General features: G+C 40.1%; 28 protein-coding genes. 25 read left to right on the forward strand and 3 right to left on the reverse strand.

What is annotated here, in order from left to right; all coding sequences use genetic code 11:
- Positions 1-260: 260 nt before the first annotated feature.
- The 21 genes from LI091_RS15070 (at position 261) to LI091_RS15170 (ending at position 17,527) form a co-directional block, all read left to right on the forward strand.
- Positions 261-2,063, forward strand: coding sequence for a single-stranded-DNA-specific exonuclease RecJ (locus tag LI091_RS15070; RefSeq protein ID WP_173734373.1), 1,803 nt, complete (start codon positions 261-263; stop codon positions 2,061-2,063).
- 46 nt (positions 2,064-2,109) lie between these two features.
- Positions 2,110-2,382 carry a hypothetical protein gene (locus LI091_RS15075; RefSeq protein ID WP_173734374.1) on the forward strand — a complete coding sequence of 91 codons (273 nt, stop codon included), beginning with the start codon at positions 2,110-2,112 and terminating at the stop codon, positions 2,380-2,382.
- 100 nt (positions 2,383-2,482) lie between these two features.
- Positions 2,483-2,737, forward strand: coding sequence for a hypothetical protein (locus LI091_RS15080; protein ID WP_173734375.1), 255 nt, complete (start codon positions 2,483-2,485; stop codon positions 2,735-2,737).
- A 125-nt stretch (positions 2,738-2,862) separates the two neighbouring features.
- Complete coding sequence (locus tag LI091_RS15085; RefSeq protein ID WP_173734376.1) at positions 2,863-3,462, forward strand: hypothetical protein; 600 nt, start codon at positions 2,863-2,865, stop codon at positions 3,460-3,462.
- Between the two features lie 211 nt (positions 3,463-3,673).
- Complete coding sequence (locus tag LI091_RS15090) at positions 3,674-3,856, forward strand: hypothetical protein (RefSeq protein WP_173734377.1); 183 nt, start codon at positions 3,674-3,676, stop codon at positions 3,854-3,856.
- A gap of 697 nt (positions 3,857-4,553) precedes the next feature.
- Entirely contained in the window at positions 4,554-5,909 is a 1,356-nt protein-coding gene (gene iscB, locus LI091_RS15095) for an RNA-guided endonuclease IscB (protein WP_173734378.1), read from the forward strand.
- A 118-nt stretch (positions 5,910-6,027) separates the two neighbouring features.
- A complete protein-coding gene (locus tag LI091_RS15100; protein ID WP_265191317.1) occupies positions 6,028-6,291 on the forward strand; it encodes a hypothetical protein in 264 nt (87 codons plus the stop codon).
- A gap of 99 nt (positions 6,292-6,390) precedes the next feature.
- On the forward strand, positions 6,391-6,822 hold the full coding sequence (locus LI091_RS15105) for a hypothetical protein (RefSeq protein ID WP_173734380.1): 432 nt from the start codon (positions 6,391-6,393) through the stop codon (positions 6,820-6,822).
- 65 nt (positions 6,823-6,887) lie between these two features.
- Positions 6,888-7,460 carry a hypothetical protein gene (locus LI091_RS15110; RefSeq protein ID WP_173734381.1) on the forward strand — a complete coding sequence of 191 codons (573 nt, stop codon included), beginning with the start codon at positions 6,888-6,890 and terminating at the stop codon, positions 7,458-7,460.
- 88 nt (positions 7,461-7,548) lie between these two features.
- Positions 7,549-8,181: a hypothetical protein gene (locus LI091_RS15115; RefSeq protein WP_173734382.1), complete on the forward strand. Its 633-nt coding sequence runs from the start codon at positions 7,549-7,551 to the stop codon at positions 8,179-8,181.
- Between the two features lie 130 nt (positions 8,182-8,311).
- Positions 8,312-8,635 carry a hypothetical protein gene (locus tag LI091_RS15120; RefSeq protein ID WP_173734383.1) on the forward strand — a complete coding sequence of 108 codons (324 nt, stop codon included), beginning with the start codon at positions 8,312-8,314 and terminating at the stop codon, positions 8,633-8,635.
- A 4-nt stretch (positions 8,636-8,639) separates the two neighbouring features.
- A complete protein-coding gene (locus LI091_RS15125; protein ID WP_173734384.1) occupies positions 8,640-9,881 on the forward strand; it encodes a BspA family leucine-rich repeat surface protein in 1,242 nt (413 codons plus the stop codon).
- 81 nt (positions 9,882-9,962) lie between these two features.
- Entirely contained in the window at positions 9,963-11,657 is a 1,695-nt protein-coding gene (locus tag LI091_RS15130) for an Ig-like domain-containing protein (RefSeq protein ID WP_173734385.1), read from the forward strand.
- A 299-nt stretch (positions 11,658-11,956) separates the two neighbouring features.
- On the forward strand, positions 11,957-12,133 hold the full coding sequence (locus LI091_RS15135) for a hypothetical protein (RefSeq protein WP_173734386.1): 177 nt from the start codon (positions 11,957-11,959) through the stop codon (positions 12,131-12,133).
- Between the two features lie 116 nt (positions 12,134-12,249).
- Entirely contained in the window at positions 12,250-13,272 is a 1,023-nt protein-coding gene (locus tag LI091_RS15140; protein ID WP_173734387.1) for a hypothetical protein, read from the forward strand.
- Positions 13,273-13,333: 61 nt separating this feature from the next.
- Positions 13,334-13,645: a hypothetical protein gene (locus tag LI091_RS15145; RefSeq protein ID WP_110103412.1), complete on the forward strand. Its 312-nt coding sequence runs from the start codon at positions 13,334-13,336 to the stop codon at positions 13,643-13,645.
- Positions 13,646-13,755: 110 nt separating this feature from the next.
- Positions 13,756-14,592 carry a 3'-5' exonuclease gene (locus LI091_RS15150; protein WP_173734389.1) on the forward strand — a complete coding sequence of 279 codons (837 nt, stop codon included), beginning with the start codon at positions 13,756-13,758 and terminating at the stop codon, positions 14,590-14,592.
- A 53-nt stretch (positions 14,593-14,645) separates the two neighbouring features.
- The gene (locus LI091_RS15155) at positions 14,646-15,332 is read left to right on the forward strand and encodes an SH3 domain-containing protein (protein ID WP_173734390.1); all 687 of its coding nucleotides are present in this window, start codon (positions 14,646-14,648) and stop codon (positions 15,330-15,332) included.
- Positions 15,333-15,356: 24 nt separating this feature from the next.
- Complete coding sequence (locus LI091_RS15160; protein WP_173734391.1) at positions 15,357-16,616, forward strand: hypothetical protein; 1,260 nt, start codon at positions 15,357-15,359, stop codon at positions 16,614-16,616.
- Positions 16,616-16,843, forward strand: a complete 228-nt coding sequence (locus LI091_RS15165; protein ID WP_173734392.1) for a hypothetical protein — start codon at positions 16,616-16,618, stop codon at positions 16,841-16,843. Before LI091_RS15160 ends, LI091_RS15165 begins: the two co-directional genes overlap by 1 nt.
- 126 nt (positions 16,844-16,969) lie before the next feature.
- Positions 16,970-17,527, forward strand: coding sequence for an HD domain-containing protein (locus LI091_RS15170; protein ID WP_265191318.1), 558 nt, complete (start codon positions 16,970-16,972; stop codon positions 17,525-17,527).
- Between the two features lie 100 nt (positions 17,528-17,627).
- Here LI091_RS15170 and ssb read toward each other — a convergent pair whose 3' ends face one another.
- Positions 17,628-18,086, reverse strand: coding sequence for a single-stranded DNA-binding protein (gene ssb, locus LI091_RS15175; protein WP_173734393.1), 459 nt, complete (start codon positions 18,084-18,086; stop codon positions 17,628-17,630).
- Between the two features lie 87 nt (positions 18,087-18,173).
- Positions 18,174-19,046, reverse strand: coding sequence for an anthrax toxin lethal factor-related metalloendopeptidase (locus tag LI091_RS15180; RefSeq protein WP_173734394.1), 873 nt, complete (start codon positions 19,044-19,046; stop codon positions 18,174-18,176).
- A gap of 391 nt (positions 19,047-19,437) precedes the next feature.
- On the opposite strand from LI091_RS15180, the gene LI091_RS15185 reads away from it, so the two are divergent.
- From LI091_RS15185 to LI091_RS15195, 3 genes are all read left to right on the forward strand, one after another.
- Positions 19,438-20,685, forward strand: a complete 1,248-nt coding sequence (locus tag LI091_RS15185; protein ID WP_265191319.1) for a class C sortase — start codon at positions 19,438-19,440, stop codon at positions 20,683-20,685.
- Positions 20,682-22,613, forward strand: coding sequence for a SpaH/EbpB family LPXTG-anchored major pilin (locus tag LI091_RS15190; protein WP_265191320.1), 1,932 nt, complete (start codon positions 20,682-20,684; stop codon positions 22,611-22,613). The genes LI091_RS15185 and LI091_RS15190 overlap by 4 nt, the downstream gene beginning before the upstream one ends.
- Positions 22,614-22,983: 370 nt before the next feature.
- Positions 22,984-23,961 carry a class C sortase gene (locus tag LI091_RS15195; RefSeq protein WP_173734396.1) on the forward strand — a complete coding sequence of 326 codons (978 nt, stop codon included), beginning with the start codon at positions 22,984-22,986 and terminating at the stop codon, positions 23,959-23,961.
- Between the two features lie 22 nt (positions 23,962-23,983).
- On the opposite strand, the gene LI091_RS15200 is transcribed toward LI091_RS15195, so the two are convergent.
- Positions 23,984-24,301 (reverse strand): hypothetical protein, encoded by a 318-nt coding sequence (locus LI091_RS15200; protein WP_110103401.1) that lies wholly within the window; start codon positions 24,299-24,301, stop codon positions 23,984-23,986.
- Positions 24,302-24,583: 282 nt separating this feature from the next.
- Between LI091_RS15200 and LI091_RS15205 the strand changes: the two genes are divergently transcribed.
- Positions 24,584-25,573, forward strand: a complete 990-nt coding sequence (locus LI091_RS15205; protein WP_173734397.1) for a hypothetical protein — start codon at positions 24,584-24,586, stop codon at positions 25,571-25,573.
- Positions 25,574-25,577: the final 4 nt, after the last annotated feature.

Here is a 25,577-nt window from a genome sequence, read left to right on the forward strand (position 1 = left end):
TATGCGCTTTCATCTCGGATATAGAATAACCGAGGATTCCCGCTTTAAATCCTAAAAATAATATTTTAAAAAAGGAGGCAAAACATATGACAGGAGATACCGAATTTTAAAACTGAACAAAAGCCACATACACAACGTTTACAGCCCGGCAAAAGTAATTGCCGGGCTTATTTTTACGTTTTTCGCTATTTTAAAAATCCCGCATATTAAAACCGTAAAAATATAGTTAAAACTAAAACAAAGAAAAGGAGACTTAAAAAATGAGTAAAAGCAAATGGATTTACAAAAATCTCAAAAGCCCGGAATTCAACGTACTTGCAGAAAAGTTTGGTGTACATCCAGCCATCATTAAGATTCTCGCTGACCGTGGTGTGCAGGGAGAGGATGCTGTAAGGGAGTATCTGGAAGCAGATATTGCAACCGTTTCTGATGGTTCTGAATTGACTGATATGCAGCGTGGAGTAGATATTATCTACGACGCAGTGAAAGCAGGAAAATACATCAGAATCATGGGCGACTATGACGTAGATGGCGTAACCAGTACATATATCCTCTACAAAGGTCTGACCGGACTTGGTGCAAAATGTGATAAGTTTATCCCTCACCGTATTACAGACGGCTATGGTCTGCATGAACCAGCAATTCGTGATGCGTATGAAGCTGGCGTACAGGTTATCCTGACCTGCGATAATGGTATCGCTGCTGCGAATGAAATTAAGCTGGCAAAAGAACTCGGAATGACAGTGGTAGTCACTGACCACCATGAAGTTCCTTATGAAATAAGGAACTTCTGTCCGACAGACGACTCTGCGAATGCAGAGGAGGATGGAGAGGGTGAAGTACCGTACAATGAAGCTGAAGCCGGAACTCGCCACTACATCATCCCTGACGCCGACGCGGTCATTGACCCGAAACGTCCGGAGGATGACGGCGTTTTCAAAGAAATCTGTGGTGCAGTCGTTGCCTGGAAATTTATGGGCTGCCTGTATAAGAAATTCGGAAAAGAACAGGAATTTAAAAATTCTGATTTTCTGGAAATTGCCTCTCTCGGCACTGTCTGCGATGTAATGGAATTACAGCATGATAATCGTGCAATCGTTAAAGAAGGGCTTAAAAAAATGCAGAACACTTCAAATATTGGCCTGCAGGCACTGCTTGAAGTTCTTGGACTGAGAGACAAAGCTCTGACCTCTTACGATTATGGTTTTAAGATTGGCCCGTGCATTAACGCCGAGGGCAGACTTGATACCGCAAACGAGGCGTTTGACCTGCTGGTTGAAACTGATTATGATACCGCAATCAAGCGTGCAGAGCAGATGCGAGACCTGAACGTAGAACGTCAGAACCTTACAAAAGAAGGTATGGAAGAGGCGTTCAAAATCATTGATGCAGAAATGCAGGATGACAAGGTTTTGGTTGTCTACCTTCCGGAAGCACATGAAAGTATCGCCGGAATCATTGCCGGTAAAATAAGAGAGCGGTATTGCAAGCCTGCTTTCGTTCTTACAAAAGGTGACGGTGATTTTCTGAAGGGCTCTGGCCGCTCCATTGAAGCATATTCAATGTATGAAAAACTGGTGGAAGTAAAAGACCTGATGCTTGGTTTTGGCGGTCACCCAATGGCTGCTGGATTATCTTTGAAAGAAGAGAATCTGGGAAAATTTCGTCAGGAACTTAACGCCCGCAGCGGTCTGACCGATGCGGACTTTATCCCGAAGGTCATGATTGACGTGATTCTTCCGGTTGATTTTCTGACACAGAATTTCATCAGACAGCTTGAAATCCTTGAACCGTTTGGTAAGGGGAATGAAAAACCGGTATTTGCCCAGAGTAGCGTGAAAGCAAATCGTGCTGAGATTATCGGTAAGAACAAAAATGTTCTTAAGATTACATTCAACAGCCGAAACTGCAAGAACGGTGTATGTTTTCATGATATTGAGACGAAAGAACAGTTTTTGAATCAGAATGGAAAACTGTACGACTTCAAGATGCTGTATTACCCAACACTCAATGAGTGGAATGGCGTGACCAGCATTCAGGCGAATGTTCAGGATATTTGTTAATTTTAGATTGACACCGGCGGCGAAGCCGCCGGAGAAAGGAAAAAATATGAGAAAAGAGATTTACGATTGCAGAATCCTTGCTACCATCATTCAAACGTTTTTTGGTGTTAACGTGAAATTTTGCCATCGGATTCGCACCACATGGATGGTTTTGTATAACCAAAAAAATGGTGAGCAGTACAGTGTATACTGGCAATTCAGCCTGAAAAAGCCATGGCTGCTGCCAAAATATGAGCCAGAATTTGGCGAAAGCAAAGTCCCATTGTATGGATGGCTATTTTTCTACTTTGGAAGAAAAAAGGAACATCTATTTGCATAAAAAAACATTCAATGCCGGCAGAAAATGCCGGCTTTTTCTCTTGCCTGAAAATATTGCATATTAAGATTACAAAAATCAATTGCAAAGAAAGGAGAAAGAAATGAGAAGAGAAATGCGTGATAAAAGCGAGTCCGGAATATCTGACAAAAAAATATTCAGCTATTACCAGTACGACAGTTTTCGCGATGAAAAAATTATTGGCATTGTAATATCCTCAAACTTAAAAGAAGCGGAAAAAACTGTGAAGAACCATTACAGGAATGCTTATCGTGGGGATTTTACCGTGAATGGATGGAAGATTAAAGAAATCGAACTTTCCGACGATGGTTGTACTGAAATTTATTACGGTGGTTAATTTTGAGCTGGCACCGAAGACGCAAACCTGAGTTAGCAATCTTATCTGTGCTGCAGAAATGCAGCACTTTTTTGTGTTTATTTTGCATATTGTATCTATACAAAAAAAAGGAGGTGAAAAAAATAATGGAAAATAAAAAGGCAAAAACGCTTTCTGCGACCTCTACCATTCTACTTTCAATCTATACTATTTTCATGGTGCTGGCGGAAGTCGGGATGTTCTCCATCTGCAATTTTGTGGCACATATGGTTAATTCCGGAGTAGATATCGCTTCAGGCGGGATTACCTCTGGCGGATGCTATGACTACACTTTGCCGGGTGCTGCAATTGGTGGTATGTTCGCAGGCCTTGGCAGTCTGGCTTGGGTTGCGGTTGCCGCGGTCATGATGTTCTTTATCATCATATGTATCATTTACATCGCGGTAACGGCAATTTCTTATATGCTGCTCCGCAGAGGATTCTTTAAGGCCGATGCGTGGATGAAGATTGCTGTTTTCGGCGTAACTTTTCTTGGCTTTATCGTCTCTGCACAGCTTTCCGGATTGCAGATGCTTTGCGTTACAATCCTTCTGCTTCTGCCTATCATCCTTTCTGTCATGGTACTGTTTGCTGAATGTCAGTGTCAATGCTCTGAATGCAGAAAAGAGGATACAAAAATAGAGGAAAAAGAAGAGACGAAAGAAACGGATGAACCGGAAGTGGCAACGGAAACAATTAAGAAATAAGTGGGAATTCTCGGTTATTGAATTGCCGAGATGGAAACGCCTAAATATACAAATAAACAAAAATATCGCTTGCGATTTATTGATTTCTCTATGCTTCGGCGTAGAGAAATTTTTATTTTCTGCAAAAATTTTTCGCAAAAATCGTCACGTTTTAGATTTTTTCGGCATATTAACTATGTAAGAAAGCAAGAAAAAAGCAGGAGGTTTTGATATGGCAAAGAAAAAATCCATACGGGTTGATTTTGTAAAATCTTGTATTACATATAACAAACTGAATACGATTGCTAAAATTGCCATATCAGACATGCAGTCTTTTGGTAACCCGATAACCTTACCGGTGGAACACCGGAGTAGCCTGCCGAGCTGCGGGGTCACGCTTACAGACGTGACATAATATGTCACCCGGATAGACAGGAAAAAAGAGAACCTGCGGGTTCAAAGCCTGTGTCTTTAGGCTGTCTTCTTCGGAAGCCTGCTTCTTTAGATGCGGGTAGTTCGCTTTCGCTAATATGAACGACCCGAAAGACAATAAGAATAAGGATGAATACGAGGAATACAAAAATCGCGAAGCGTGTCAATAACCCGCGCCCGAGGTAAACCTCGGACTGGGCTTGCAAAAGAATAAATCTTTCTTATTCCCTCTTTTGTTTAGCCCCGTTACAGTTTACGGAAGGTGTTGACTGCAAAGCCTTATTGATAGCGCCGGGCCCCCGTCGTTATCACATAAGCCTTGCAGTCTTATTGATTAGCCTTAGCAGTAACGAAACCGGCCAAGCCAGGTCAGGTAAATCTTTAACTGCTACGTTACCGGTAAAATAGGCACCGTGGGATGCTCCTCAAGTCTCACGCTCTGCGGTATGCTGTTAAACATCTCTTAGGGTAGAAGAAGTGCAGTATGCGCTAAACTATCGGCTAACATTGGCGATGAGGACAACCGATTCTGACTAGGCGCCGGCTTGCCAGAGCCGAAAGGATAGAGAACCTGTATGGGCTGCTTTTAAATATCTTCGGATATTTGGAAGCAGTTGGTACAGAAGGCGTAAGCCATCCCGGCTTGCCGGGAAAATATAAGAATATAAGGAGGGCAGCTTATGTCAGTTGCAGTCATTAGTAAGACAGGCGAAAGATTGATGCCGACAAGTGAATACAGAACACGTAAGCTGCTCAAATCAGCTAAAGCGATTAAGTATAGTTATCATCCGTTTACCATACAGCTTACCGAAAGGGAGACTGGAGACATCCAGCCAATAGAGCTTTGTATGGATACCGGATATATACATATTGGAATATCTGTAAAGTCAGAGAAGCACGAATATCTGGCTGACCAGATTGACACGTTAACAGACGAAAGAAGCAGGCATGATGCATGCCGTATGTATCGAAGACAGAGGCGGAACAGAAAAAGATACCGGCAGCCGCGATTCAACAATAGAAAGAAAGATAAAGGCTGGATTGCTCCATCACTGGAACATAAAAAAGATATTCATGTCCAGGCAATTTCACGTATTAATAATGTAATGCCTCTTACAGATATTACTATGGAAATGGGAAATTTTGACACTCAGGTATTAAAAGCTAAAGAGGAAGGAAAGCCTTTACCACAGGGTGCAGATTATCAGCATGGCGAACGTTACGGTATCGCGACGCTGCGAGAAGCAATTTTTGCCCGTGATGGTTATAAATGTCAATGTTGCGGCAGGACAATAAAAGATGGAGCGATACTCCATGTTCATCATGTTAAATACAGGAGCCAAGGCGGAACGAACAGTATGTCAAATCTGGCTACAGTATGTGATAAATGTCATACACCAAAGAATCATAAACCAGGCGGAAAATTATATGGCTGGAAGCCAAAGCTTTCATCCTTTAAAGGCGCGACATTCATGACTACGATACGATGGCAGCTTTACAACGAAATTAAGACTTTATTCCCGGATATAGTTATTCACATTACGTACGGAGCAGCAACAAAAGAACGGCGCCGAGAACTAAATATTGATAAATCACATGTCAATGATGCGTTTGTCATGGGCCAGTTTCATCCGAAGCATCGTATAAAAGCGGTTCTTTACAAGAAGAAACGCAGAAATAATAGGTGTCTTGAGAAGTTCTATGATGCAAAGTATATTGACAGCCGCGACGGAAAGAAGCGAAGTGGTCAGGAATTATTTAACGGTAGAATCAATCGTAATCATAAGAAGGATTCCGAAAATCTGCATCAGTATCGGTTACAAAAAGTGACCGCTGGAAAAAGAACTGTTAGGAAACAGCATTATAAAATTCAGCCTCACGATATAGTCATATACGAAAACAGAAAACGCGAGACTGCAGGATGTCACTGTAATGGAACACGGATGATGCTACTCCCTGATAAAAAATCTGCATCTATTAAAAAAGTTAAAATATACAGATATGCTGGCGGTTATTTTAAATCAGCATTTAATTAAAAGAAGGAAGCAGGAGGAATACAAAACCGCGCATTCCTCCCCACCCGACTACGAAACAAAGAATATTATTTCTTCGTCGGATGGGGTATCCTGCGCTGAAAATGATGAAATTCAAAATATGGTTGGAAATATCAGAACTATTCTGAACGCAAAGACTGGAAAATCAAGCGAATGGGTGGAAATCATGTGTGACCATTTCGACCAGGAGGAGCAAACCTGGTGTGTGAACGCATGGAAAAGAGGATATGATAATCCTGAAGATAGCACAGTCATTGCAAAGATTTCTGTCTCCGGAGAAATTGAGTATCTTGACGAAAAAGCAAGGACAGATACATATGCACAGGAAGTTATTGAGGAGAGAATCAGGTTGCTGAAAAAATAATGTTATTGAAGCCCGAAAAAACGGGCTTCTTTTTTATTACATTCCAAAACTAGCATACTTAATATATAATATAAAACAAATAAAGGAAGGAAGAAAAAAATGACAATGGATAACACGAAAAACACACAGAATATTAGCAAACTGGTGATGGATTTAATATCTGCTCCGGTAGAATTTGCACTGTCTTCAGTGCCATCAACTGATGATTCTTATTTCATCAAAATGTTAAAACACGAAAGAGATGCTATGTACGATACTCTTATTGCATGCAGTTCATGGCTCAACAACGGAGAAGGAAAGGTAATGTATGTCCGGGATTGGACAAATCCAATAAAGGACGTTGTATCAATTACACTTTCTAAGGATGCTATTTACATTACGGAAAACCAAGAATGCAGAATAAGGCGATGCGACTTAAACAAGCAGGAAATACCCACGCTCTGTTCAAACATTATTTTCGGCTATTGGCTGAAAAGACAAATCTGGGCCAATTACAAAAACGAAGATAGCGATACAAAAAAAGAAGGTTAAGAGCATGGACGCAATGGCCATGTAAATCAAGCATTGGAGTGAAATGGAAGCCAAGATGATGGAAAATGCAAAATCCAGTGGCATTAGAAAACCTGAATGATTCAGGTTTTCTTTTTTTGTGTTACATAGAAAAGGATGAGTACAAATGCTCAGTTAACAGGTTTAATGTCATCTTATGCAATCAGAAAGAAGGTGTATATGATTCTTCTGAAAAAACAGATACCATATACATCAAGGACGGCCTGCGAGAACTCAGTACCACAAGCATCAGTATTCCGGAATTTTGCCAAAATATCATAGACTGCTACTACGCAAATCAAGATGAATGGCTGAACTTCTGTAATGCTAAAAACCGAAAAGGTCCAGAAGAAATTCATGCTCTGATTAAAGAAATTCATGACCTATTACCGCAGAAATCACATTATGTTTCTGTTGTAAGGTCAAAAGAAAATCAAGGGATTTCTCTGTTAAAAGCATGGGCAACTGGCAAATATGAAGAACAGCCTAAAATCATAGCAAAAATCTATAACAACAAAGTGTTTTACGATGATGATGCCGCCAAAGCGGATATGCATGCACAAAATATTATCCATGATGCACTGGAATTTCCAGCACCATGGAGAGGATGTCCGTTCTAATAGCCTGGCTGCTTTTTATTTTGCCATGAAAAAATCATATTAAAAATGCATTCAAATAAGCACCAAACAAGAAAGGAAGTAAAAAATCATGAAAAAAGTTAACGGAAGAACAGGAAAAGGACAGCATCAGGTGAAAGGCGTGAAGGTTGTAACTTCAAGAAGGTTTGCTGAGGTAAATGGCATTGCCGTAGGCTCTATCTCACACAGACTCACCAAACTGAGGAGTGAATATCCGGAACATGTCTACCGGTTCAAAGATGAGCTGCCTCTGTATTTTGATGAGTTCCTGGCCGAGCGGATTGTCGAATCCATGAATGAGCATCCGGTGTGGCCAAGCAAGATTCTGAATAAGGCAAAATACAAAAAGTTTTGTCTGAAATACAGCGCTATTCTTGGAAACAAGGTAACCGAAACTCAGAAAACCGGAAAAGTACAGGCAGATACATCTGCAAATGCCGCTGATATTGCAGCGGGCGAAAAGGAGCCTGTCAAAACATTTGTGCCTGAATCCACAGAGGCTGAAATCCAAAGTCTCAGAAATCAGCTGGAAGCCATGTCAGAACAGTATGCATCCCTTCGCAAGAAATACGAAGTACTTCAGGATAAGTACAATACAAGCGTAGAAACATTTGCAGAACGTCTTTACAACGTTGCAATGCGAAATGATGCGGTACTTTCAGATGATGTATACGACCATGCTGACAACATTATTTCTGTATGACACAAATTTCCATTCTTGAGAGAGAAAGGCCGGTTAAGGCTTTTCTCTTTTTTTTGCCTATTTTGCATATTGTAAGAAAATAAAAAAAGAGGTGATAAAGATGTTCTATGTAATAGTACAGACAGGCTGCATGATTATCATTGCGATTGCCGCAGTGAAATATCTGATGCCTGACATCAGGAAAGTTTGTCGGATGATTGCTGATAGCGGGGAATCGAAAGAAAAGAAAAAGAAGACAGAAAAAGAAAAGAAAGATATTCCTGCAGCGGCAGAAGAGAAGGCACCAGGGCTAAAAGAAAAAGAAGAAAAAGAACCTGAAAACATAGAAATAACGGGGGATAACGGCAATCCTGAAACGATTACACCAAGCGAAGATGCGGAAGGCAGTGGTGTCACAAATTCAGATTGTCAGATTGAGAAAGAAGAAGGGGAGTTTCCTGAATGGGAGGAGTAAAAAAATGGTTAAAAATAAAAAAATATTATATCTACCAATAATACTGACGTTAAGCATCGGATTCATTTTTCCGATATCGGCTCATGCAAAAACATACAAAAAAGATGACCAAATTGTAATAAAGAATCCGGCATACACGAAGGAATTTCAAGAACGGGAAAGAAAAATCAAAAGAAAAGCACAGGAAATAAAAGAAAAAAATACGACTTATAAATTAAAAACATACGCCGGCCCAGGAAGTAAAGATTTTACTGACTTAATCCCGGACAATGTAACATCCATTATTTTTACTGACGAGATAAAGCCGGATAACACAGATATTCTTGATGTTGATGATGATGGAGACGGCGGAGTAGTCGCTTGGATAGAAGATAACGGAAAAACAATGAAAGTATCTACGCAAAAGAAAGGACAGAAAGTAGAAGCAGATAGCTGCAGTTATTTATTTGCAGAGAAGGAAAATATTGAAAGCATTGATTTGACTATGCTGGATACAAAAGATGCAACGGAAATGGATGGTATGTTTGAAGGATGTGAAAATCTAAAAACCATAGATTTGACACCGCTAAATACAGATAATGTAGAGAACATGAGCAGCATGTTCGAAAAATGCAAATCTCTGACTGCATTAGATATTTCATGCCTGAATACATCCAAAGTAACAGATATGACTATGATGTTTTCAGGGTGTGAGGGATTAAAAAGTTTAGACGTATCTAATTTCGACACTTCAAAAGTAGAAGACATGATGGGTATGTTTTCGTTCTGCGAATCAATATCAGAATTGGACTTATCATCATTTGATACTTCAAATGTAACGGATATGAGCGAATTGGTCGGATACTGTTCAGCATTAAAAAATATCAATCTTTCCAGTTTTAACACGGAAAAAGTGAAAACAATGGAAGGTCTGTTTGTAGCATGTAAAAGCCTTGAGACTGTAGACCTTTCTTCATTCAACACAAAAAATGTAACAGATGTAAGTGAAATGTTCTATGACTGTGAAGGATTGAAAAAATTGGATTTATCAACTATGGATTTCCGGAAGGTGACTGATGATAATGATATGTTTGAATCATGCGATAGCCTAACTGAATTAAAGGTAGGAAAAGCATTCAAGCAAAATAGTAATTGCTATCTGCTTGGACCAGTACACACATGGAAAAATAATAAAGGGGAGGAAGTGACTTATTACAATTATAAGTTTCCTGAAAATGTGGCAGATACGTATACAAAAGTACATTAAAAAATTTTATTTTATTTTTATATTTTGCATATTAAAAACAGAAGGAAGCAAAAAAAATAGCAAAATAAAGGAGGAAATGCTATGAAAAAAATCAGCTCAAAAATAATCAGTATTTTTATGGCTGCTTTGATACTGATTAGTACAATCTCACTTGTTGTTCCGGCAAATGCCGCAGCAGCACCAACATTAAGCGCTAAAACGTTAACAGTAACGGTTGGTAAAACAGCAACATTAAAGATGAAAAACACAAAGGCCAAAGTGACGTGGGCAACAAGCAATAAAAGAATTGCTACGGTAAGCTCAAATGGTATTATAAAAGGTATTAAGGTTGGAAAGGTAAACATTACTGCTACAGCAAATAAAAAGAAATATGTTTGCAAAGTGACAGTCAAAAAGGCTGCCACACCGGCAAAAAAACCGACACCTAAGCCTACAAAAAAACCAACGCATAAGCCCAGCAGACCCGTTGTCAAGGTTTCATCAATCCGTTTAAACCTTATTATTCCAGGACAGGCCCAAACATCAACAAAAACTATGGACTTAGGGAAAACAGGGAATATTATTGCAACAGTTATGCCTACAAATGCAACAAATAAAACCATGGTTTGGAAAACAAGCAACGCTAAAGTTGTATCTATAGATACAAATGGCAAGGTATCTGCTACTGGTGTAGGAACAGCAAAAATCACAGCGACTGCTGCTGATGGTTCTAAAAAAACCGCTTCAATGACCATAACAGTTAAAAAGCCAATTATAAAAGTTACGTCCGTAAACGTTGGCGTTGGCGCAGGATATTCAAGTACAATACTGGATAACAAAGGGCAGACATACTTAACTGCTTCAGTCAAGCCATATAACGCATCTAACACAAACGTAACATGGAAAAGCAGTAACTCATCCATCGCTAGCGTTGATAGATATGGATATGTTACTGGTAAAAAAGCAGGTAAGGTTACAATCACAGCTACAGCCGCTGATGGTTCCAAGAAGTTCGGAACTATAGAAATAACAGTAAACGCTGCAGTATCAACAAAGGTAACTTCAGTATCTGTTGCCGTAGCCCCTGGCTATTCTAATAGTATTTATGACAATAACGGTACAACAAGACTTATCGCAACTGTATTCCCGAGCAATGCGTCTGTCAAAGCTGTAACATGGAAAAGTAGTAAACCATCCGTTGCTTCTGTCGACGACAATGGAAATGTAACGGCTTTAAAAGCGGGTACAGCAACTATTACAGCTACCGCAACCGATGGTTCACGAAAATATGGTTCTACTAAAATAACAGTATTACAAACCGGAGAAGTCTCTGTTAGTAAAATTGCAAACCGAACGCAGTTAAATGTTAAAAACGCATTAAAAGCTTTAGGATTTTCTATTGTAGTAGACCCTCAATCATCAAATTCTTGCGATGGAACGATACGAGCTATTATTTTGTCAGAGAATTCTGACTCTTATGTATACCATGAACTCGGCCATTTTCTTGCATACGTAAGTGAAAATGCAGATAAATCATCAGATTTCATTTCAATTTACAATACAGAAAAAGGAAAGTATACTGGAGCGCAGAATCGAGTTGCTAACGTATCCGAATATTTCGCTCAATCATATGAAGAGTATACAAAGAGCACCGCTACAGCAAATGCTTTAAGAAGAGAAAGACCATTAACATACAATTATATTAAAAACTGCATAAGTAATTTGTCAAAACTCATGAAAGATGCTTCCTTCACACAGATGAACCTTGCAGGATTAAGATATAATTGCGGAAAATAACCAGAAAAATTTAATTTTAATCTGATAACGAGTCCTGCAAAGTAGGCGAGTTATCAAAGATTTTTTAATAAGCGGAGCCTCGTATATTGAGCTTCCGCTTATTTTTTGTTTTTCATATTTTTAGCATATTAATGATGAATTAACGAAGAACGGGAAATCCCCGGCCGACAAGAAGAGTCGTCTGCGGGTAAAATGTCCCGGTTTTAACTTCGCACGCGGGTCTGAATCCCCGTTCGAAGTCTGGCTACGAACCGGAACGGCGAGTTGTCAACAATATTACAAAGAGAGGAGATTTTATCATGACAGTAACAGTAATCATTCTTAGCGTAGCAATATTTGCTTTCTTAATTGGAGTTTCGGCAGGCATAGCAATTGCCTCAGGACGCGGAAAAACAAAAGAAGAGCAGGATAGAGAGGATAAGGCACAGGTTTCTTTTTGCAATGCTTATGCCAAAAAGAAAAAAGTGCACATCTAATGAACTCGTCAGAAGCAGCACCAAGATTTGTCTTGGTGCTTTTTTGTTTCGCAAAAAAACAGGCATATTGAATTTGTAAACCATAAATAGAGCAAAGAAAGGAGACTTTAAAAATCATGAAAAATCCAAAAGAATGCTTCTGCCTGCGACAGAATCAGACATTTTTTGTATTAAATGAGTTAACAATGGCAACCGGAGATGATGGAAGCGAGCCGCTGACATTTCATCATGAGACGTTCAGCCGATTCAAGTTCGTAATCATCAATTCTGACAAAAAAGCAACCACTGCAAATATCCCTGTGTCGGAACTTCCTGGAATATTCGAAGAGGTAAGGAATAAGAACATCCTTAAAAAGATGAACAGCAGTGAAAATAAAACATTTGGGATGATAAACTCCATCGGAAAGATGACCCAAAAACTGGTGTATAAACTTGTAGGCCAGCCCTCTGGCGCATCTTCGGCTGCGACAAAGGTTGATACGAGCTCACCAGCATTTACACTTGCTATCAGTGCAGGACAACTGAAAGGGAAAACACCTGTTGCTGCACTTCTTGAAAATGCGGAAGTTAATAAAAAACTTCTGCTTAATCAAATTGCATGGCTGGAGCCAAATGTTAATAAATATCCAAGAAACAAGGACCAGATTAAGGCAATTAAAGAGGCCCTTGACCTTTATGAAAAGGGACTGCTGAATAAGAACGTTTCGGCAACAGTTTCTTCCGCTACAGCCACAACAAACAACAAGACTGACCCAAATGTGATTTATCACACGGGATTCAGGCCGTTGGTCAGAAGAAAGAATCGGAACGGGAACTGTTTCGTTTATGAGATAAAAATCATATGGCATGAGAACCTGCCAAAACCGGTTGAGATAGAGATTAGAAACTATTATGCACCGGTAGTACAGGATGAAAAAGGACTTCTAAACGTAAAAGCCAGAGAAAGAGAAGATGAAACTAAAAATAGCTTTTCACTGACAATGGATGAATGGTTCTGGATGGAACATATCCTTGAAGCGCAGATGAGGACTTTTGAAAACATCTATGCGCCGAAAGCATATCGTGACGCAACAAATGCAGAAAGAGCAAACCGAAACGCGGCGCTTGGTCCAAACACCACAAGAAATCCTGCATCCTGACAAAACATATTGAAAGGGGTGTAGAGAGATGGCGAAATATTTAGAGTTAAGAAATATATGTATGATAGAGCCAGAGAATGATGAACTTGTGCAGGTCTCCTATCTGTGCGATATGGATTCGCAGATTTGGGAAGACGAACTGCTTAACGAATGCGGTGATATCCGGAGCGTTGGTATGGCAAACGACAAGGTCTTTATGAGCCTTGGAATCTATCCGGTTTCAATAAATTATGAAAAGGATGGTACAACCGTCCGGGCAAGGGAAAATTCCATGCTGGAGTTTGACTGGGTTGAAGATAATATATATAAACCAAACAAAAACGGAATCAACCTGCTTTGCAGGATGAAGCATCTGAAGGAACGAGCAGCCTGAGAAACAGGCTGCTTCTTTTTTTTAAAAAAATCCGCAAAAACCGTTCATGTATGAAAAATATTCAGCATATTACATATGACAAAAAAAACAGAAAGGAGATAACGCGGAATATGCCGCTAAAAAATACAAAAAATAAGCCGGCGGACTTCAAGGTCTGCTTTTTGGATACAGAATTTAATGCTACTGATTATAACAACCAGAATGATGGATTTCAGGAGATAACAGAAATAGGCGCAGTAATCTTTCAGAACGGAAGACCAATTGACCGGTTCACGCAGTATTGCAAGATAAAAAAAGGTCATAAGCTCACGAAAAGATGCAAAAAGATAACCGGAATAAAACCGGATGTTTTATCAAAAGAGGGCATCCCATTCAACCAAGCTATGAAAAATCTTAAAGAATTCCTTGATAAGCACGAGATATCAAAGGTTTATACATTTGGACCGGCCGATGCGTTTGAAATGCGCTCAACGGCTAAACTCAACGGTTCAGATGCGGATGTCCTGGATACGATAAAAAGAATCAGCAATGTATATCCAATATTTGCGAAGACCCTGTCTTTACATTACGCTTTCTCTCTATCAGATATCTGCAGAATATGTTACATAGACCATGAAGCAAACGGCAGGGCCCATTCAGCGTTGAATGATGCGGAAGACACCGGTTTTGCTTTTTATAATATGAAAAGAGGCCGAATCAACAAAGAAATCCTGCAGGAAATCAATACCCATAAATATCACGTGAAGATTTACCGTGAGAACAGAAGTGTAAATATGGCAAATATAAAAATGCCATCGGTTGTAACTGATGAATTCATCAGAAATCTGGAAGAGGTGTTTAAAAATGCAGGGCAGACGTTAAATGAGCCAATAGTCAGGGCAATGCATGATGACATGATGCGGATAATCGGCCGGCCAGATTTGGAGACTGGAGAAAGCGGGCTGTAGTGCTACGGCTCACGCACAATAACAAAAATATATAGAAAGGACGAGTAAAAAAAATGAGCAACAAACTATACAGACCAAGGAGAAAAAGAAGAAAAGAAAAATTATCATTGATTGATAAGATTGAAATCGGAGGAATCACGATTGCAGCAGTGGTATTGATTGGATGGTCCAGCTGGTCAATTGTGGATTCCTTCACCCCGGACCCGGTCATTCCATCCCGTGAGATATATACAGATGGTGTTTCCAATTATATTGCCGGACTTACATCTGATTCAGACAGCACGGATGCGGAAAGTGCAAGCACGACTGACGCAGACAGCTCCGATGCAGACATAAAAGACGATGATTCAGATAAAAAAGAAGAAAAAGACGATGAAACTGACAGCGAAAAAGAAAAGGAGAAGACAGAAACAACAACCGCTGCAGATATGCAGAAGGCAGCAGATGAAGCAGCGAAGAACCAGGCAGAGACTGCAGCCACACCAAGCCAGGCAGCAGAGGCTGCTGACGCAACTGCGGCAGCGCCAGCAGAAACTACTACAGCACCAACTTCCTACATTGCCAAAGAGGCTTTAAATATCCGCCGTACACCAGACGAGAAAGCACAGGTCGTTGCCAATTATCAGGTCGGAGAAACTTTAAATGTAACAGAGGGCGACTCTACACATGCCGGCTGGCTGAAGGTAAGCAAAAACGGAGTTGAAGGCTATGTTTCAAAAGATTTTGTTAATGTCAACTAAAAAAGGTAGAAAGGAAATTAAAAAATGCAGAAAAAGAAAGTAATGGCTATCTTGCTCTCCACAGCAATCGCCGCTTCAACGTTTATCGGATGTGGAGCAGACAAGGCAAAGGACTATAAAGACGCAGATACGGTCATGTTTATTGACAAGGATAATAAAATTGATTACGCAACAGCCTGTACATATACACGTATGATGCAGGCAGAAACTTATAGTTACATGCAGTCCATGCTGCAGCGATTTAATTCATCTGCTGTAGATGTGGATATGTGGTCACAGTCTCTGGAAGACACGGATGAAGACAGCAAAAAATACAAAACATACGGAGAACAGTTTAAGGGAAATACTCTTGATTCACTGAAATCACTGCTTCTGGATAAACTTTGCGGCAGCAAAGAATATGAAGTCACCTTCACCGACGATGACAAGAAAGAGTGTGAATCTGTTGCTGATGAGTTTATCGAAAAAATGTCAAAAGATGACCTGAAAGCAATGCACGCAAGCAAAAAGACAATGATGAACGTGCTTGAGCTGATGACTTATGAAACGAGAGTAAAAAATGCGATTGAGTCAGACGTGGATACCAAAGTCAGCGATGACGAGGCCGGCCAGTCAACATTCAGTTATGTAGAAATCAAAAAGAAGGATGCAAAAAAGAAAGAAAAGAAAATCAAATCACTTATCAAAAAAGTTGAAGCAGGTACAGACATCAGTGCAGCAGCAAGCGATGCCGGGTTTACAGCACAGAGCATTACATTCACGACAGCAGACCCGGAGTATGATGAATATGGAAAAGAAATGCTGAAAAAAGTGTCAAAAATGAAAGACGGAGAGTGTGACAGTTATAAAGACGCAAAAGGCAACACTATCATTCTTTATATGCAGAGCGTGAATGACCAGTCCGCCACTGAGACAAAAAAAGACGATATCATCAGCGACAGGAAAGATAAGGCTTATGAAGACAAACTGGATGAATGGAAGGACAAAAAGAAAGTTACAATAAACAAGGATGCCTGGAATTCCATTAAGACGGATAAGAACGAAGTATTCCAGCGGATGGAGACCGAAGAGAATAGCAGCGATAGCGATGACAGCACCGGAACGACTGTTGCCAATAGCAATGATTCTGACACGTCTGTAAGCGTATCATCCTCAGACACTGACAGTGAAGACCCCAATAAGTCCAATTCCGGCGATTCTGGCAACACACAGAAAAAGGATTCAAATAATAACAGTACAGACACAAAAGACACTAAAACAACTAAAACAGAGGAGGAAAAATAATGAAGGTAGGTGAAATGATAGGCCTCAATAGCATTGGTGTGAAATCAGAAATCGATGCTGCAATGGGCCGTATCAAAAAAATCAATGAAGAACTTATGGATATTGACGATACAGCCGCTGACTGTGAATGCGCGTATTTTAGACCGTCAGCAGATGGAGGTCCGGCGGAATGCGAGCTTATGACAAATCTTTATTGCAAAGCCGGAAAGTGCCCGCTGGTGAAATAATGAGAAAAAAGACACCTGAAAGCCTGTAAGTGCTGTTCAGGTGTTTTTTTGTCAACTCGCGTTCATTTTTTCAGAGTTTCTGCATATTGGTCTTGGCCGGAAATGCCGGCAGGAGGCAAAACGAAAATGAGTAAAAATATAAAAAATATAAATATGATTGAACTTTCCATGAAATCTGGTAACGAAGGCGTCAAGACTGAGTTATCAGAAGATATCCCGCAGGAATACCGGGATTTAGTTTCTGATATCCTGCAAAACGAAGATTTTTTAAAACTGCGGCTATACCGTCAGCACAATTGGTCAAACCGTTTGATGCATAGTATCAATGTGTCATATATGTCATGGTATCTAGCCAAGAAATGGCATTGTAACAAAAAGGTGGCGGCGAGAGCAGGTTTATTGCATGATTTTTGTTTGTTCGATTTTCATGAAAAGCCACCAACAGGTGAGCATCAGGCCTTTTTTCATCCAAAGGCGGCAGCAGAGAACAGCATTGAATACTTCCATGTCTCAGAGCGTGAAAGAAGTGCAATATTAACGCATATGTTTCCGCTTGGTCCAATTCCAAAGAATAAGGAGGCATGGATTATCACGCTGGCCGACAAAATCTGTGCTACGGCTGAGTTGTGCAGCATTACTATTGCCCTGGCGAGAAAAGGCCGGGTAAGGATTGCGATAGGTTAAACCTGAATTGGTGAATGGTACAAGCAGGACATGTAAGATGCCGAAGAAGACACAAAAAAAATACACTCACAAATCGTGAGTGCATTTTTTTGTTTGAACTTTAATTGAATGGGATATCTTCATCTCCATCAAAGCCAGGCGCTTCCGGTGCAGGCATTGCTGTATCGGGCACTGGATTCTGGGCAGATGACGGTGCGGCCTGCTGTGCTGGCTGAGGATTCTGCGGAACATCAGCATTCGGACGGCTGTCAGCAAAATCTGCTTCTTCTACAACGACCTCTGTAGTGTAGATAGTACGTCCCTCCTGATTTGTATAGGAGCCGGTCTGAATACGGCCGCAAACACAAATCTGACGTCCTTTTGTGATGTATTTCTCAATAAACTCGGCGGTCTTGCCGAATGCTACGCAGTTGATAAAGTCAGCACTTTCTTCACTGTCACGGCGAAATCTTCTGTTCACTGCGAGAGTGAATCTTGCGATAGTAGTTCCGCTTCCTCCAGCTGCTGTTCTAATCTCCGGGTCTCTTGTAAGTCTTCCCATTAAAATTGTTTTGTTCATAATAGATTCTCCTTTTCATTATTGTATTTATTTGAACACTTATAATATGCAGAAAAAAATATGTGATAAAAAACAAAAAAAGGTTTTTTAAATTCTTGCAATAATCTGGTTTACATAATCATAAATTATCGGAGCAGTCGCTTTTAAGCCCTCCGGGTCTTCGTGGTTAAGACGGAACGCTTCAGCAAAGTATTCCATTTTATTTACCGTGTTCGCGTCAGCCAGAGAATATTTTTCTTTCAAAGCAGGCATTTCAGTATTATATGACTGCTCGACCTCTGCTGCATCTGACACATAACCGTCATTACCAAAATTTTCTATATCAATGGCATGCCCTAATTCATGATACATTGCTCCTTTTATGGAATCCAGGCTGTCTCTGATATACATAAGCCGCTTCTGTCCATCTGGCCCACTATAATAGTGTGTTAAGCCATTCATAAATGAATTTTCATTACCATTATCTGGTACTAGTCCAGAAGATTTAATTGGGTTATCACATAATGTAATATTGTAATTCTTTAGGATATTTTTGTATTTTTCTTCCATTTGGTTGATGATGTCATAAGTATATCCAACATATCTGGATGAGAGTTCTGTATCGCTATGTAAATTTAATGGAGTTTGGTAAGTGCTTGACAAGTAGCCGCCCCAGACGTATCCCTTATCCGTATGAGCCCATGTTCCGTCGTCATCCAGGATATTTACAGTCTCTCCTTTCTCGTAATATCCGATTGCAGGGCTGCTTTTATCTTTGCTTTCATGGATTTTTAATTTCACGACAGCAAAGCCTGAACCCTTAGGAATATCTGGACGCTTGCCGTCGTCAAGAGATACGATGCCAACAACGGTCGGTAATGGACCTTCTGCATATACATCATTGGCGAATGCCAACGGAACAATTGAAAGTTCGGTCGTGAGGCCAAACAGACACAGATTTAATATTTTTTTTAAATGCATTTTTTCTCCTTTCTGTACTCTACACTGATTTTTCTGGCAATACGAATATCACCTTTTACAATATGAAAAAACAAAACAAAAAAGTTCGGATGAAAAGCTCTGTATCCAACGATAAAAAAAGTTTAAAAAGTTTTCACAAAACGCGTACCATTTTAATTTTATTTTTCATTTTAAATATGGAGGCGAAAGGAAGAGAAAAAATAGCGGCTTCACACAGTCGTAACAAAAAATTTCTTTTTTTTTATTTTATTTGTCATATTGTATATGTAAGACAAGAAACCGACTTTAAGTCAGGTAGAAAAACCGCCTTACACACAATATCACAGCGTGTATATTCACAATCATGACTGCTTTGAGTCATGAAGCAACACTATATAAGGAAGGAGACTAAATGAAAAATACAGCAAGAGTCCTTATAGGGGGAGCCCTTGTTGCTTGCGGATGTGGTTTTTTTCTATACCCGAACTTCAGGGAATGGAATACTCAACGTGAAGTAGAACAAATCATAGAGACATTTGATAAAACATACGACAGGGGACTTAACGAATCAGACAGCGTAACACATGAAAATGATTCCAAAGCCACTAAAAAAGCAGACAACAAAAAAGATGAACAAGCAAAAGTGACAACAGCGACAGCTACTCCGGCTGAAGGCCAGGACAAAAGCACCGACGGAACTACACAAAACGGCCAGACAAACGGGGATAAAGATAAATCAGCTCAAACAGCCAGACCTTATCAGGCTCTATACGACAAAATGGAATCTTATAACAAAGACCTGATTGATAATGGACAGTACATAGCGGATGCGTGGAGCTACGAACAGCAACCGTTCGATTTGACTGGACTTGGTATAGATTCTGATAATCCGGCAATCGGGTACATAGAGATACCCGATATGAAAATACGGCTTCCACTGCTTCTAGGGGCTTCTACCGAAAATCTTGAGAAAGGTGCAGCCGTAATGTCAAATACCAGCATGCCGATTGGTGGTACTGACACAAACTGCGTGATAGCAGGACATAGAGGATGGGAAGGCAGCGCATATTTTCAATATATAGAGAATATGAAAAAAGGTTCAAGAGTTTACGTAACAAATCCGTGGGAAACCTTGGTTTACGAGTGCGTGGATATTGAAGTAATAAATCCAAATAACGTTGATTCCATTATGATTCAAAAAGGAAAAGATATGGTTACTTTGTTATCATGTCATCCGTACGTTTTAGGAGGAGGACCCTACAGGTACGTAGTTTTCTGCGAAAGAGTGGATACGCAGGAACGGAAGGAGACTGATGGAGTCATGAACCCAAAGTCAAGCAACCCGTCATCTACAAGCGAGGAGATTGGTGATACGGATTCAGCAGAGAAAAACACTGCTAGCGCAAGTAACTCTGTAAGTCATACAAACCAAACTGAATCCTCACCAGCAATTGTTCAAAACCAAGAAGGACTTGACCTTCTTGCATTAGAACAAACACTGAGATACATGCTTCCAATTATAGTTATAATGATATCAGCACTTATCGTATTACTGCGAAAGCCGAAATCAAAACATAGCAAAAAGCAAAAAAGCAGGAGGCATAAAAGAAACATAAATAAACAATCTAAAAACAAAAATAAAAGGAGAAAATCAATATGAATAAGATTTACCAGAAATTAAGCATGGCTGCACTCTCAGCAGCAATGGTGGCTGCACCAGCAATCAACGTGTTTGCAGCACCAGAAGATATTATTGACACATCAAAGAAGGCAACCCTTACTATCCATAAGTATGATATTACCGCAGCGCAGGCAGACGGTGTTATTCCGAAAGATAATCCGGAAAAGGCATTTAAGACAGATGGAACAAAAGATGCTGACGCGGAGAAAAAACTGGAAGATTACAAAATCAAAGGCGTGCAGTTTAGCTATCAGAAAGTCGGAGACATCTGTACAGAGACTGTAGCTGGAAAAATTCAGGTAATGTATGTGATTCCGCCTGAACTGCAGACTATCCTGGGACTGACAACAACAAGGGATGATAATAAATACACATCCGATGAAATTAACGACGCCCTAAAGACCGCTCTGGCAGACAATACAGTGACAAAAAACAAACTTGAAGATTACATCAGAGGCGGGCACGGAACAACTTCTATGCCGCTTACTGATGAGGATGGAGTATCCCAGGCAACAAACCTGCCACTTGGACTCTATTTAATCGTAGAGACAGAAGTACCGGCAAACGTACATACAACTGTTGACCCGTTCTTCGTATCTCTGCCAATGACAGACCTGCAGGGAACACACTGGTTCTACAATGTTGATGTATATCCGAAGAACCAGACAAACATCCCTACACTTGACAAACTCGTTCGCCAGCAGGATGATGCTGTTGACCACAACAAGCCGGAATACCTTGATTCCACAACTGTATCAGAGGAGGAGATTGCAAACTATATCATCATCTCAAAGCTCCCACAGATGACAAGTAAAGCAACATATCTGACACAGTATACATTCACCGATAAGATTGATTGTGGCGTAGAGTACCAGAAAAATGCAGCAATGTATTTTTACGACAACGAGGCTGATGCAAAAGCAAACAATAAAGAAAATGCAGTATTTACATGGGATGCCGCTTCCGGAAACTTCAAGCAGGACTACACGACTGCTGCCGCAGCTAAAGGAACTTCCACAGCTGTCTTCTCAATGACAGAAAAAGGACTTGCAGCGCTCAATAAACAGAAAGCAGGTGTTCAGTATTCTGAGTATTCCAACCTCTATATGGTAATTTCTTATGATGCAAAGCTTCTGAATTCCGACAACGCAATCCTTGGAGATTCAGGTAACACAAACAATGTTACTCTTGAGTGGAAGAGAACAAACATGGCCGATTTTGACACTCTGAAGGCAAGAGCAAGAATTTACACTTACGGAATTGACCTGAAGAAAACATTTAAATCAGGAGCAAATGCCCAGGCCGGAGACGCAACAAAAGTTAAGTTCTCACTCCGCAACAAGACAGATGACTACTATGTAAATGCCATCCAGAAGACACCTGGTTCTGGTATCTACTATGTAACAGGAAGCGATAATAAGAAAACCGACGAGGCAAACGGTACACAGTTTTCACCAGCAGCGGATGGAACGCTTATCATCAATGGACTTGAGGCCGATGAGTATGTTATGACAGAGCTGGAGACATCTCCAGGATATACTCTCCTGAAAGAGCCAATCACAATCAAGATTAACTCTACAAAAGATGATTTCGTACCTTCAAACACAACGCTGTACGATACAAAAGATAAGGCTGCGAACCAGGCTGCAGGACATACAGATGTTATTGAGACAAATGTCAACAAAGCATCCGCAACAGTTGATGGAAACAAGACTAACATGAAGGCAGATGGCACATCTACAAATGCAAGAGTTGAGATGGCAGTAACCAATACACCTGGCTTCAAACTTCCTATGACTGGTGGTGCAGGTACAATTGCATTTACAGTTGCAGGATGTACAGTAGCATTCGCGGGAATCGCAGTTGCAACAAAGAAATCCAAAAAGCACGATAATGACGAAAAATAATTTTTGTGAGATGTCAGCTTCTCCACGCTTAAAAGAGAGAGCTTGCTTTGGCGAACGAAAATAAACAGTATTTTAAGCTGGTAAGAAAGACCGGGCGGGAGCCTTATAAGCGCCCGCCCGGTCTTTCTGCCATTCAACGGAGAACGGGGAACCCACGGCCGACCAAAAGTCGTCCGCGGGTCAAACGTTCCGGTTTTAACTTCGCACGCGGGCCTGAATCCCCGTTCGTGCACTGCACTTAGCCTTACGGCTTCGCTTGTCAGCCTCTGCGAGGCTTGGTTATATTTATTCTGGTAACGAAGGCGTAAGCCTGAGTTATCACGAGCCGGAACGGCGAGTTATCAATCAAATTGTGAAGGGATTTTTGCCTATGACAGATATGACAGATATGACAGATATGACAGAAAAGAAACATTCTACAAAAAAGACCAAGAAAAACAAGTTTGATATACGCAAAATGATATTTATTTTCTTAACTATATGTATTTCTCTTGGCCTTATACTATATCCATATATAGCAAACTTTGTCTACGAGCATCAGAAAGACGGAATCGTTGAAACCGTAGAAGAGAAAGTACAAACGGGAGATAAAGAGAAATATAAAAAAACAATAGAAAATGCCAAAAAATACAACGAAGATTTGGTAAATGGAGCAATCCAGCTCAAGGACCCTTTCAACGAAGAGAACATAGAGGAAGATGAACAGGAGTACGAATCCCAGCTCAATATGACAGATGACGGGGTCATGGGTATCATAAAAATACCATGCATTGACGTATCGCTGCCTATTTATCACGGAACAAGCTCAGATACTCTTGAAAAGGGCGTAGGGCATTTGCAGGGAACATCGCTGCCAATTGGAGGTAAAAGCACACATTCAGTCCTAACAGGACATTCAGGATTGAGCAGGGCAAAACTATTCACGGATTTGACTGCTATAAAAGAGGGGGATTTGTTTTTTATACATGTGGCAGGAAGGCGACTGGCATATAAGGTAGATGACATATCTGTTGTACTACCGGAAGAAATGTCAAAACTTACGATAGAAAAGGGAAAGGATTACTGTACTCTTGTAACTTGCACACCTTACGGTGTTAATACGCATCGATTGCTCGTCCGGGGCATAAGAATACCGTACACTGAACAAAAAGAACTAGTTGCCAAAGAAGAAACAAGTAACACACATTCGCAATGGATGGAAGAGTATACTAAATCAATAATTATTGCGGCTATTGTCTTTATAACTTTACTGGTTATCCTGATAGTATGGAGACAGATTTCAAGCAATAAGAAACGAAAAAGAAAAAAGAAACGGCGGAAAAAGCGCAAAAAAAAGAGTCCTGAATGATTCAGGGCTCTTAATTTGTTCCTTAATTCTGCGGGTTGTCAATATCGTATTTTCGTGCCAAAAAGAAGGCTGCGGCAACCAGGCATATTTTCATTAAAAGATTAATCACGGGGACTGCCTGAGACAGGACCGTAAAGGCCGCTACGCCCCAGGCTGCACGCTTCCAGGTGTACCCTGCACGGATGGCGTTAAAACCACATACGGTAATCAGCAAGATTGGAATGATATACGATGTAGGCAGAAATAAAACCGCCAATACTCCAGCAATCAGCGCCAACGCTTCAACGTATTTTTCTTCTAATGATAAGTTCTCTTTGCTTCCAAAAATTAAGTTCTTCATGTTTTTTCCTTTCTTTCGTTTGTACAAATCGACAAATTGCTTATGTCAAGGCCATTAGAACAGGCTCTTAAAAAAGTAAATCTATATAAAAAGCACACATAGGTATGCTTATTTACAAAAAAACAGTTAAACATTTACAAATTTGACATCACCATTCTTGTTTTTTAACTGTACTTAATATGAACAAAAATATTAGAAAAAAAAAAAAGAAAAAAATTCAGCATACTGTAGATAGAGCAAAAAAAATATTACTAAAAAATACGGAGGAAGCTAGAAGAAAAAATGGAAAATTACACAACAGATGATTCTAATATTGAAACTATTGATATCTCGGCCGTACATAAAAAAGCACGTAAAATCGATATGAGTTTATTCTTAAAATTATCGGATGAATGCGAGATTATATCAAAAATATATAAAATCACGGAACAGACCCTGACCAGAGCAATAGACCAGATGACAGAAACTATTGGCCTTGGCAGTGTAGACTTTAAACTAGGCAGCAGCCCCAAATTAGTAAATCTCTTAATGTGCAGTCGAGGAAACATCCCGCCGCTTCCGATAACCGGCTCTGATGGCGACTATTCTTATACGATTATTGCAAAGGTAAACAATAACGGCCCGATGCCTGAGATATCGGCGGCTATATACAGAACGGCAAGCAGCGGCCCAATGAATGGATTCTGGGTGTTTGATTTTAAACTAATGGACTGGAGCATTGTAAACTACGCAAATCATCTTGGCTATACGCAGAAGCAGTTTGATATCATACAGAATAAGCCAAATTCGAATGAAGCGTTACTTCTAAAAGTGAGCAGCACTGGCAAAAAAATCATGCCTGATTTTGCATTTGAGGAATTATGTGAGAAGAATGAGGAAATTCTCAACTTATATAAAAAAACTGATTTATTTGTAAGTCTCAATTTTGACCAGGAAGGCCAGGAAGCATTTTTAGCTCCATTGAAAAGTGATGCAGCGGATGGTCTGAGCGTTACCTTCCATAATGGTTTTTACGAACTAAACGCTGTAGCGCATGAACAGGTAATTGAAACGATTCTAAGGACAGAATCTGAAGACGAGATTTGTTCAATATTGACGGATATGCTGGATAGAAAGTTTTATCCGGATTCAGCAGCCATTGTTCCGTTGTCAGCAAACTCATTGATTGATGTAAGAGAAAATGGAAGCTATGAGTACATAGGAGACAAAGCAACAATGCCCGCTGAGGAAGAACAGTTTTTTCAGAAATACCTGACCTATTATAAAAAGTAAAAAA

Origin of the sequence: Blautia sp. MSK20_18 (assembly GCF_020553125.1) — a bacterium.
Classification (GTDB): domain Bacteria; phylum Bacillota; class Clostridia; order Lachnospirales; family Lachnospiraceae; genus Blautia_A; species Blautia_A fusiformis.

Bases quoted from the DNA above. Each gene is read 5' to 3' on its own strand.
- LI091_RS15205 (WP_173734397.1), top strand. From the start codon at position 24,584: ATGGAAAATTACACAACAGATGATTCTAATATTGAAACTATTGATATC.
- LI091_RS15090 (WP_173734377.1), top strand. From the start codon at position 3,674: ATGGCAAAGAAAAAATCCATACGGGTTGATTTTGTAAAATCTTGTATT.
- LI091_RS15115 (WP_173734382.1), top strand. From the start codon at position 7,549: ATGAAAAAAGTTAACGGAAGAACAGGAAAAGGACAGCATCAGGTGAAA.
- LI091_RS15080 (WP_173734375.1), top strand. From the start codon at position 2,483: ATGAGAAGAGAAATGCGTGATAAAAGCGAGTCCGGAATATCTGACAAA.
- LI091_RS15160 (WP_173734391.1), top strand. From the start codon at position 15,357: ATGCAGAAAAAGAAAGTAATGGCTATCTTGCTCTCCACAGCAATCGCC.
- LI091_RS15190 (WP_265191320.1), top strand. From the start codon at position 20,682: ATGAATAAGATTTACCAGAAATTAAGCATGGCTGCACTCTCAGCAGCA.
- LI091_RS15125 (WP_173734384.1), top strand. From the start codon at position 8,640: ATGGTTAAAAATAAAAAAATATTATATCTACCAATAATACTGACGTTA.
- LI091_RS15100 (WP_265191317.1), top strand. From the start codon at position 6,028: ATGGTTGGAAATATCAGAACTATTCTGAACGCAAAGACTGGAAAATCA.
- LI091_RS15110 (WP_173734381.1), top strand. From the start codon at position 6,888: ATGCAAAATCCAGTGGCATTAGAAAACCTGAATGATTCAGGTTTTCTT.
- LI091_RS15145 (WP_110103412.1), top strand. From the start codon at position 13,334: ATGATAGAGCCAGAGAATGATGAACTTGTGCAGGTCTCCTATCTGTGC.
- LI091_RS15195 (WP_173734396.1), top strand. From the start codon at position 22,984: ATGACAGATATGACAGATATGACAGATATGACAGAAAAGAAACATTCT.
- LI091_RS15070 (WP_173734373.1), top strand. From the start codon at position 261: ATGAGTAAAAGCAAATGGATTTACAAAAATCTCAAAAGCCCGGAATTC.
- ssb (WP_173734393.1), bottom strand. From the start codon at position 18,086: ATGAACAAAACAATTTTAATGGGAAGACTTACAAGAGACCCGGAGATT.
- LI091_RS15130 (WP_173734385.1), top strand. From the start codon at position 9,963: ATGAAAAAAATCAGCTCAAAAATAATCAGTATTTTTATGGCTGCTTTG.
- LI091_RS15200 (WP_110103401.1), bottom strand. From the start codon at position 24,301: ATGAAGAACTTAATTTTTGGAAGCAAAGAGAACTTATCATTAGAAGAA.
- LI091_RS15170 (WP_265191318.1), top strand. From the start codon at position 16,970: ATGAGTAAAAATATAAAAAATATAAATATGATTGAACTTTCCATGAAA.
- LI091_RS15165 (WP_173734392.1), top strand. From the start codon at position 16,616: ATGAAGGTAGGTGAAATGATAGGCCTCAATAGCATTGGTGTGAAATCA.
- LI091_RS15085 (WP_173734376.1), top strand. From the start codon at position 2,863: ATGGAAAATAAAAAGGCAAAAACGCTTTCTGCGACCTCTACCATTCTA.
- LI091_RS15180 (WP_173734394.1), bottom strand. From the start codon at position 19,046: ATGCATTTAAAAAAAATATTAAATCTGTGTCTGTTTGGCCTCACGACC.
- iscB (WP_173734378.1), top strand. From the start codon at position 4,554: ATGTCAGTTGCAGTCATTAGTAAGACAGGCGAAAGATTGATGCCGACA.
- LI091_RS15075 (WP_173734374.1), top strand. From the start codon at position 2,110: ATGAGAAAAGAGATTTACGATTGCAGAATCCTTGCTACCATCATTCAA.
- LI091_RS15120 (WP_173734383.1), top strand. From the start codon at position 8,312: ATGATTATCATTGCGATTGCCGCAGTGAAATATCTGATGCCTGACATC.
- LI091_RS15155 (WP_173734390.1), top strand. From the start codon at position 14,646: ATGAGCAACAAACTATACAGACCAAGGAGAAAAAGAAGAAAAGAAAAA.
- LI091_RS15185 (WP_265191319.1), top strand. From the start codon at position 19,438: ATGAAAAATACAGCAAGAGTCCTTATAGGGGGAGCCCTTGTTGCTTGC.
- LI091_RS15140 (WP_173734387.1), top strand. From the start codon at position 12,250: ATGAAAAATCCAAAAGAATGCTTCTGCCTGCGACAGAATCAGACATTT.
- LI091_RS15105 (WP_173734380.1), top strand. From the start codon at position 6,391: ATGACAATGGATAACACGAAAAACACACAGAATATTAGCAAACTGGTG.
- LI091_RS15150 (WP_173734389.1), top strand. From the start codon at position 13,756: ATGCCGCTAAAAAATACAAAAAATAAGCCGGCGGACTTCAAGGTCTGC.
- LI091_RS15135 (WP_173734386.1), top strand. From the start codon at position 11,957: ATGACAGTAACAGTAATCATTCTTAGCGTAGCAATATTTGCTTTCTTA.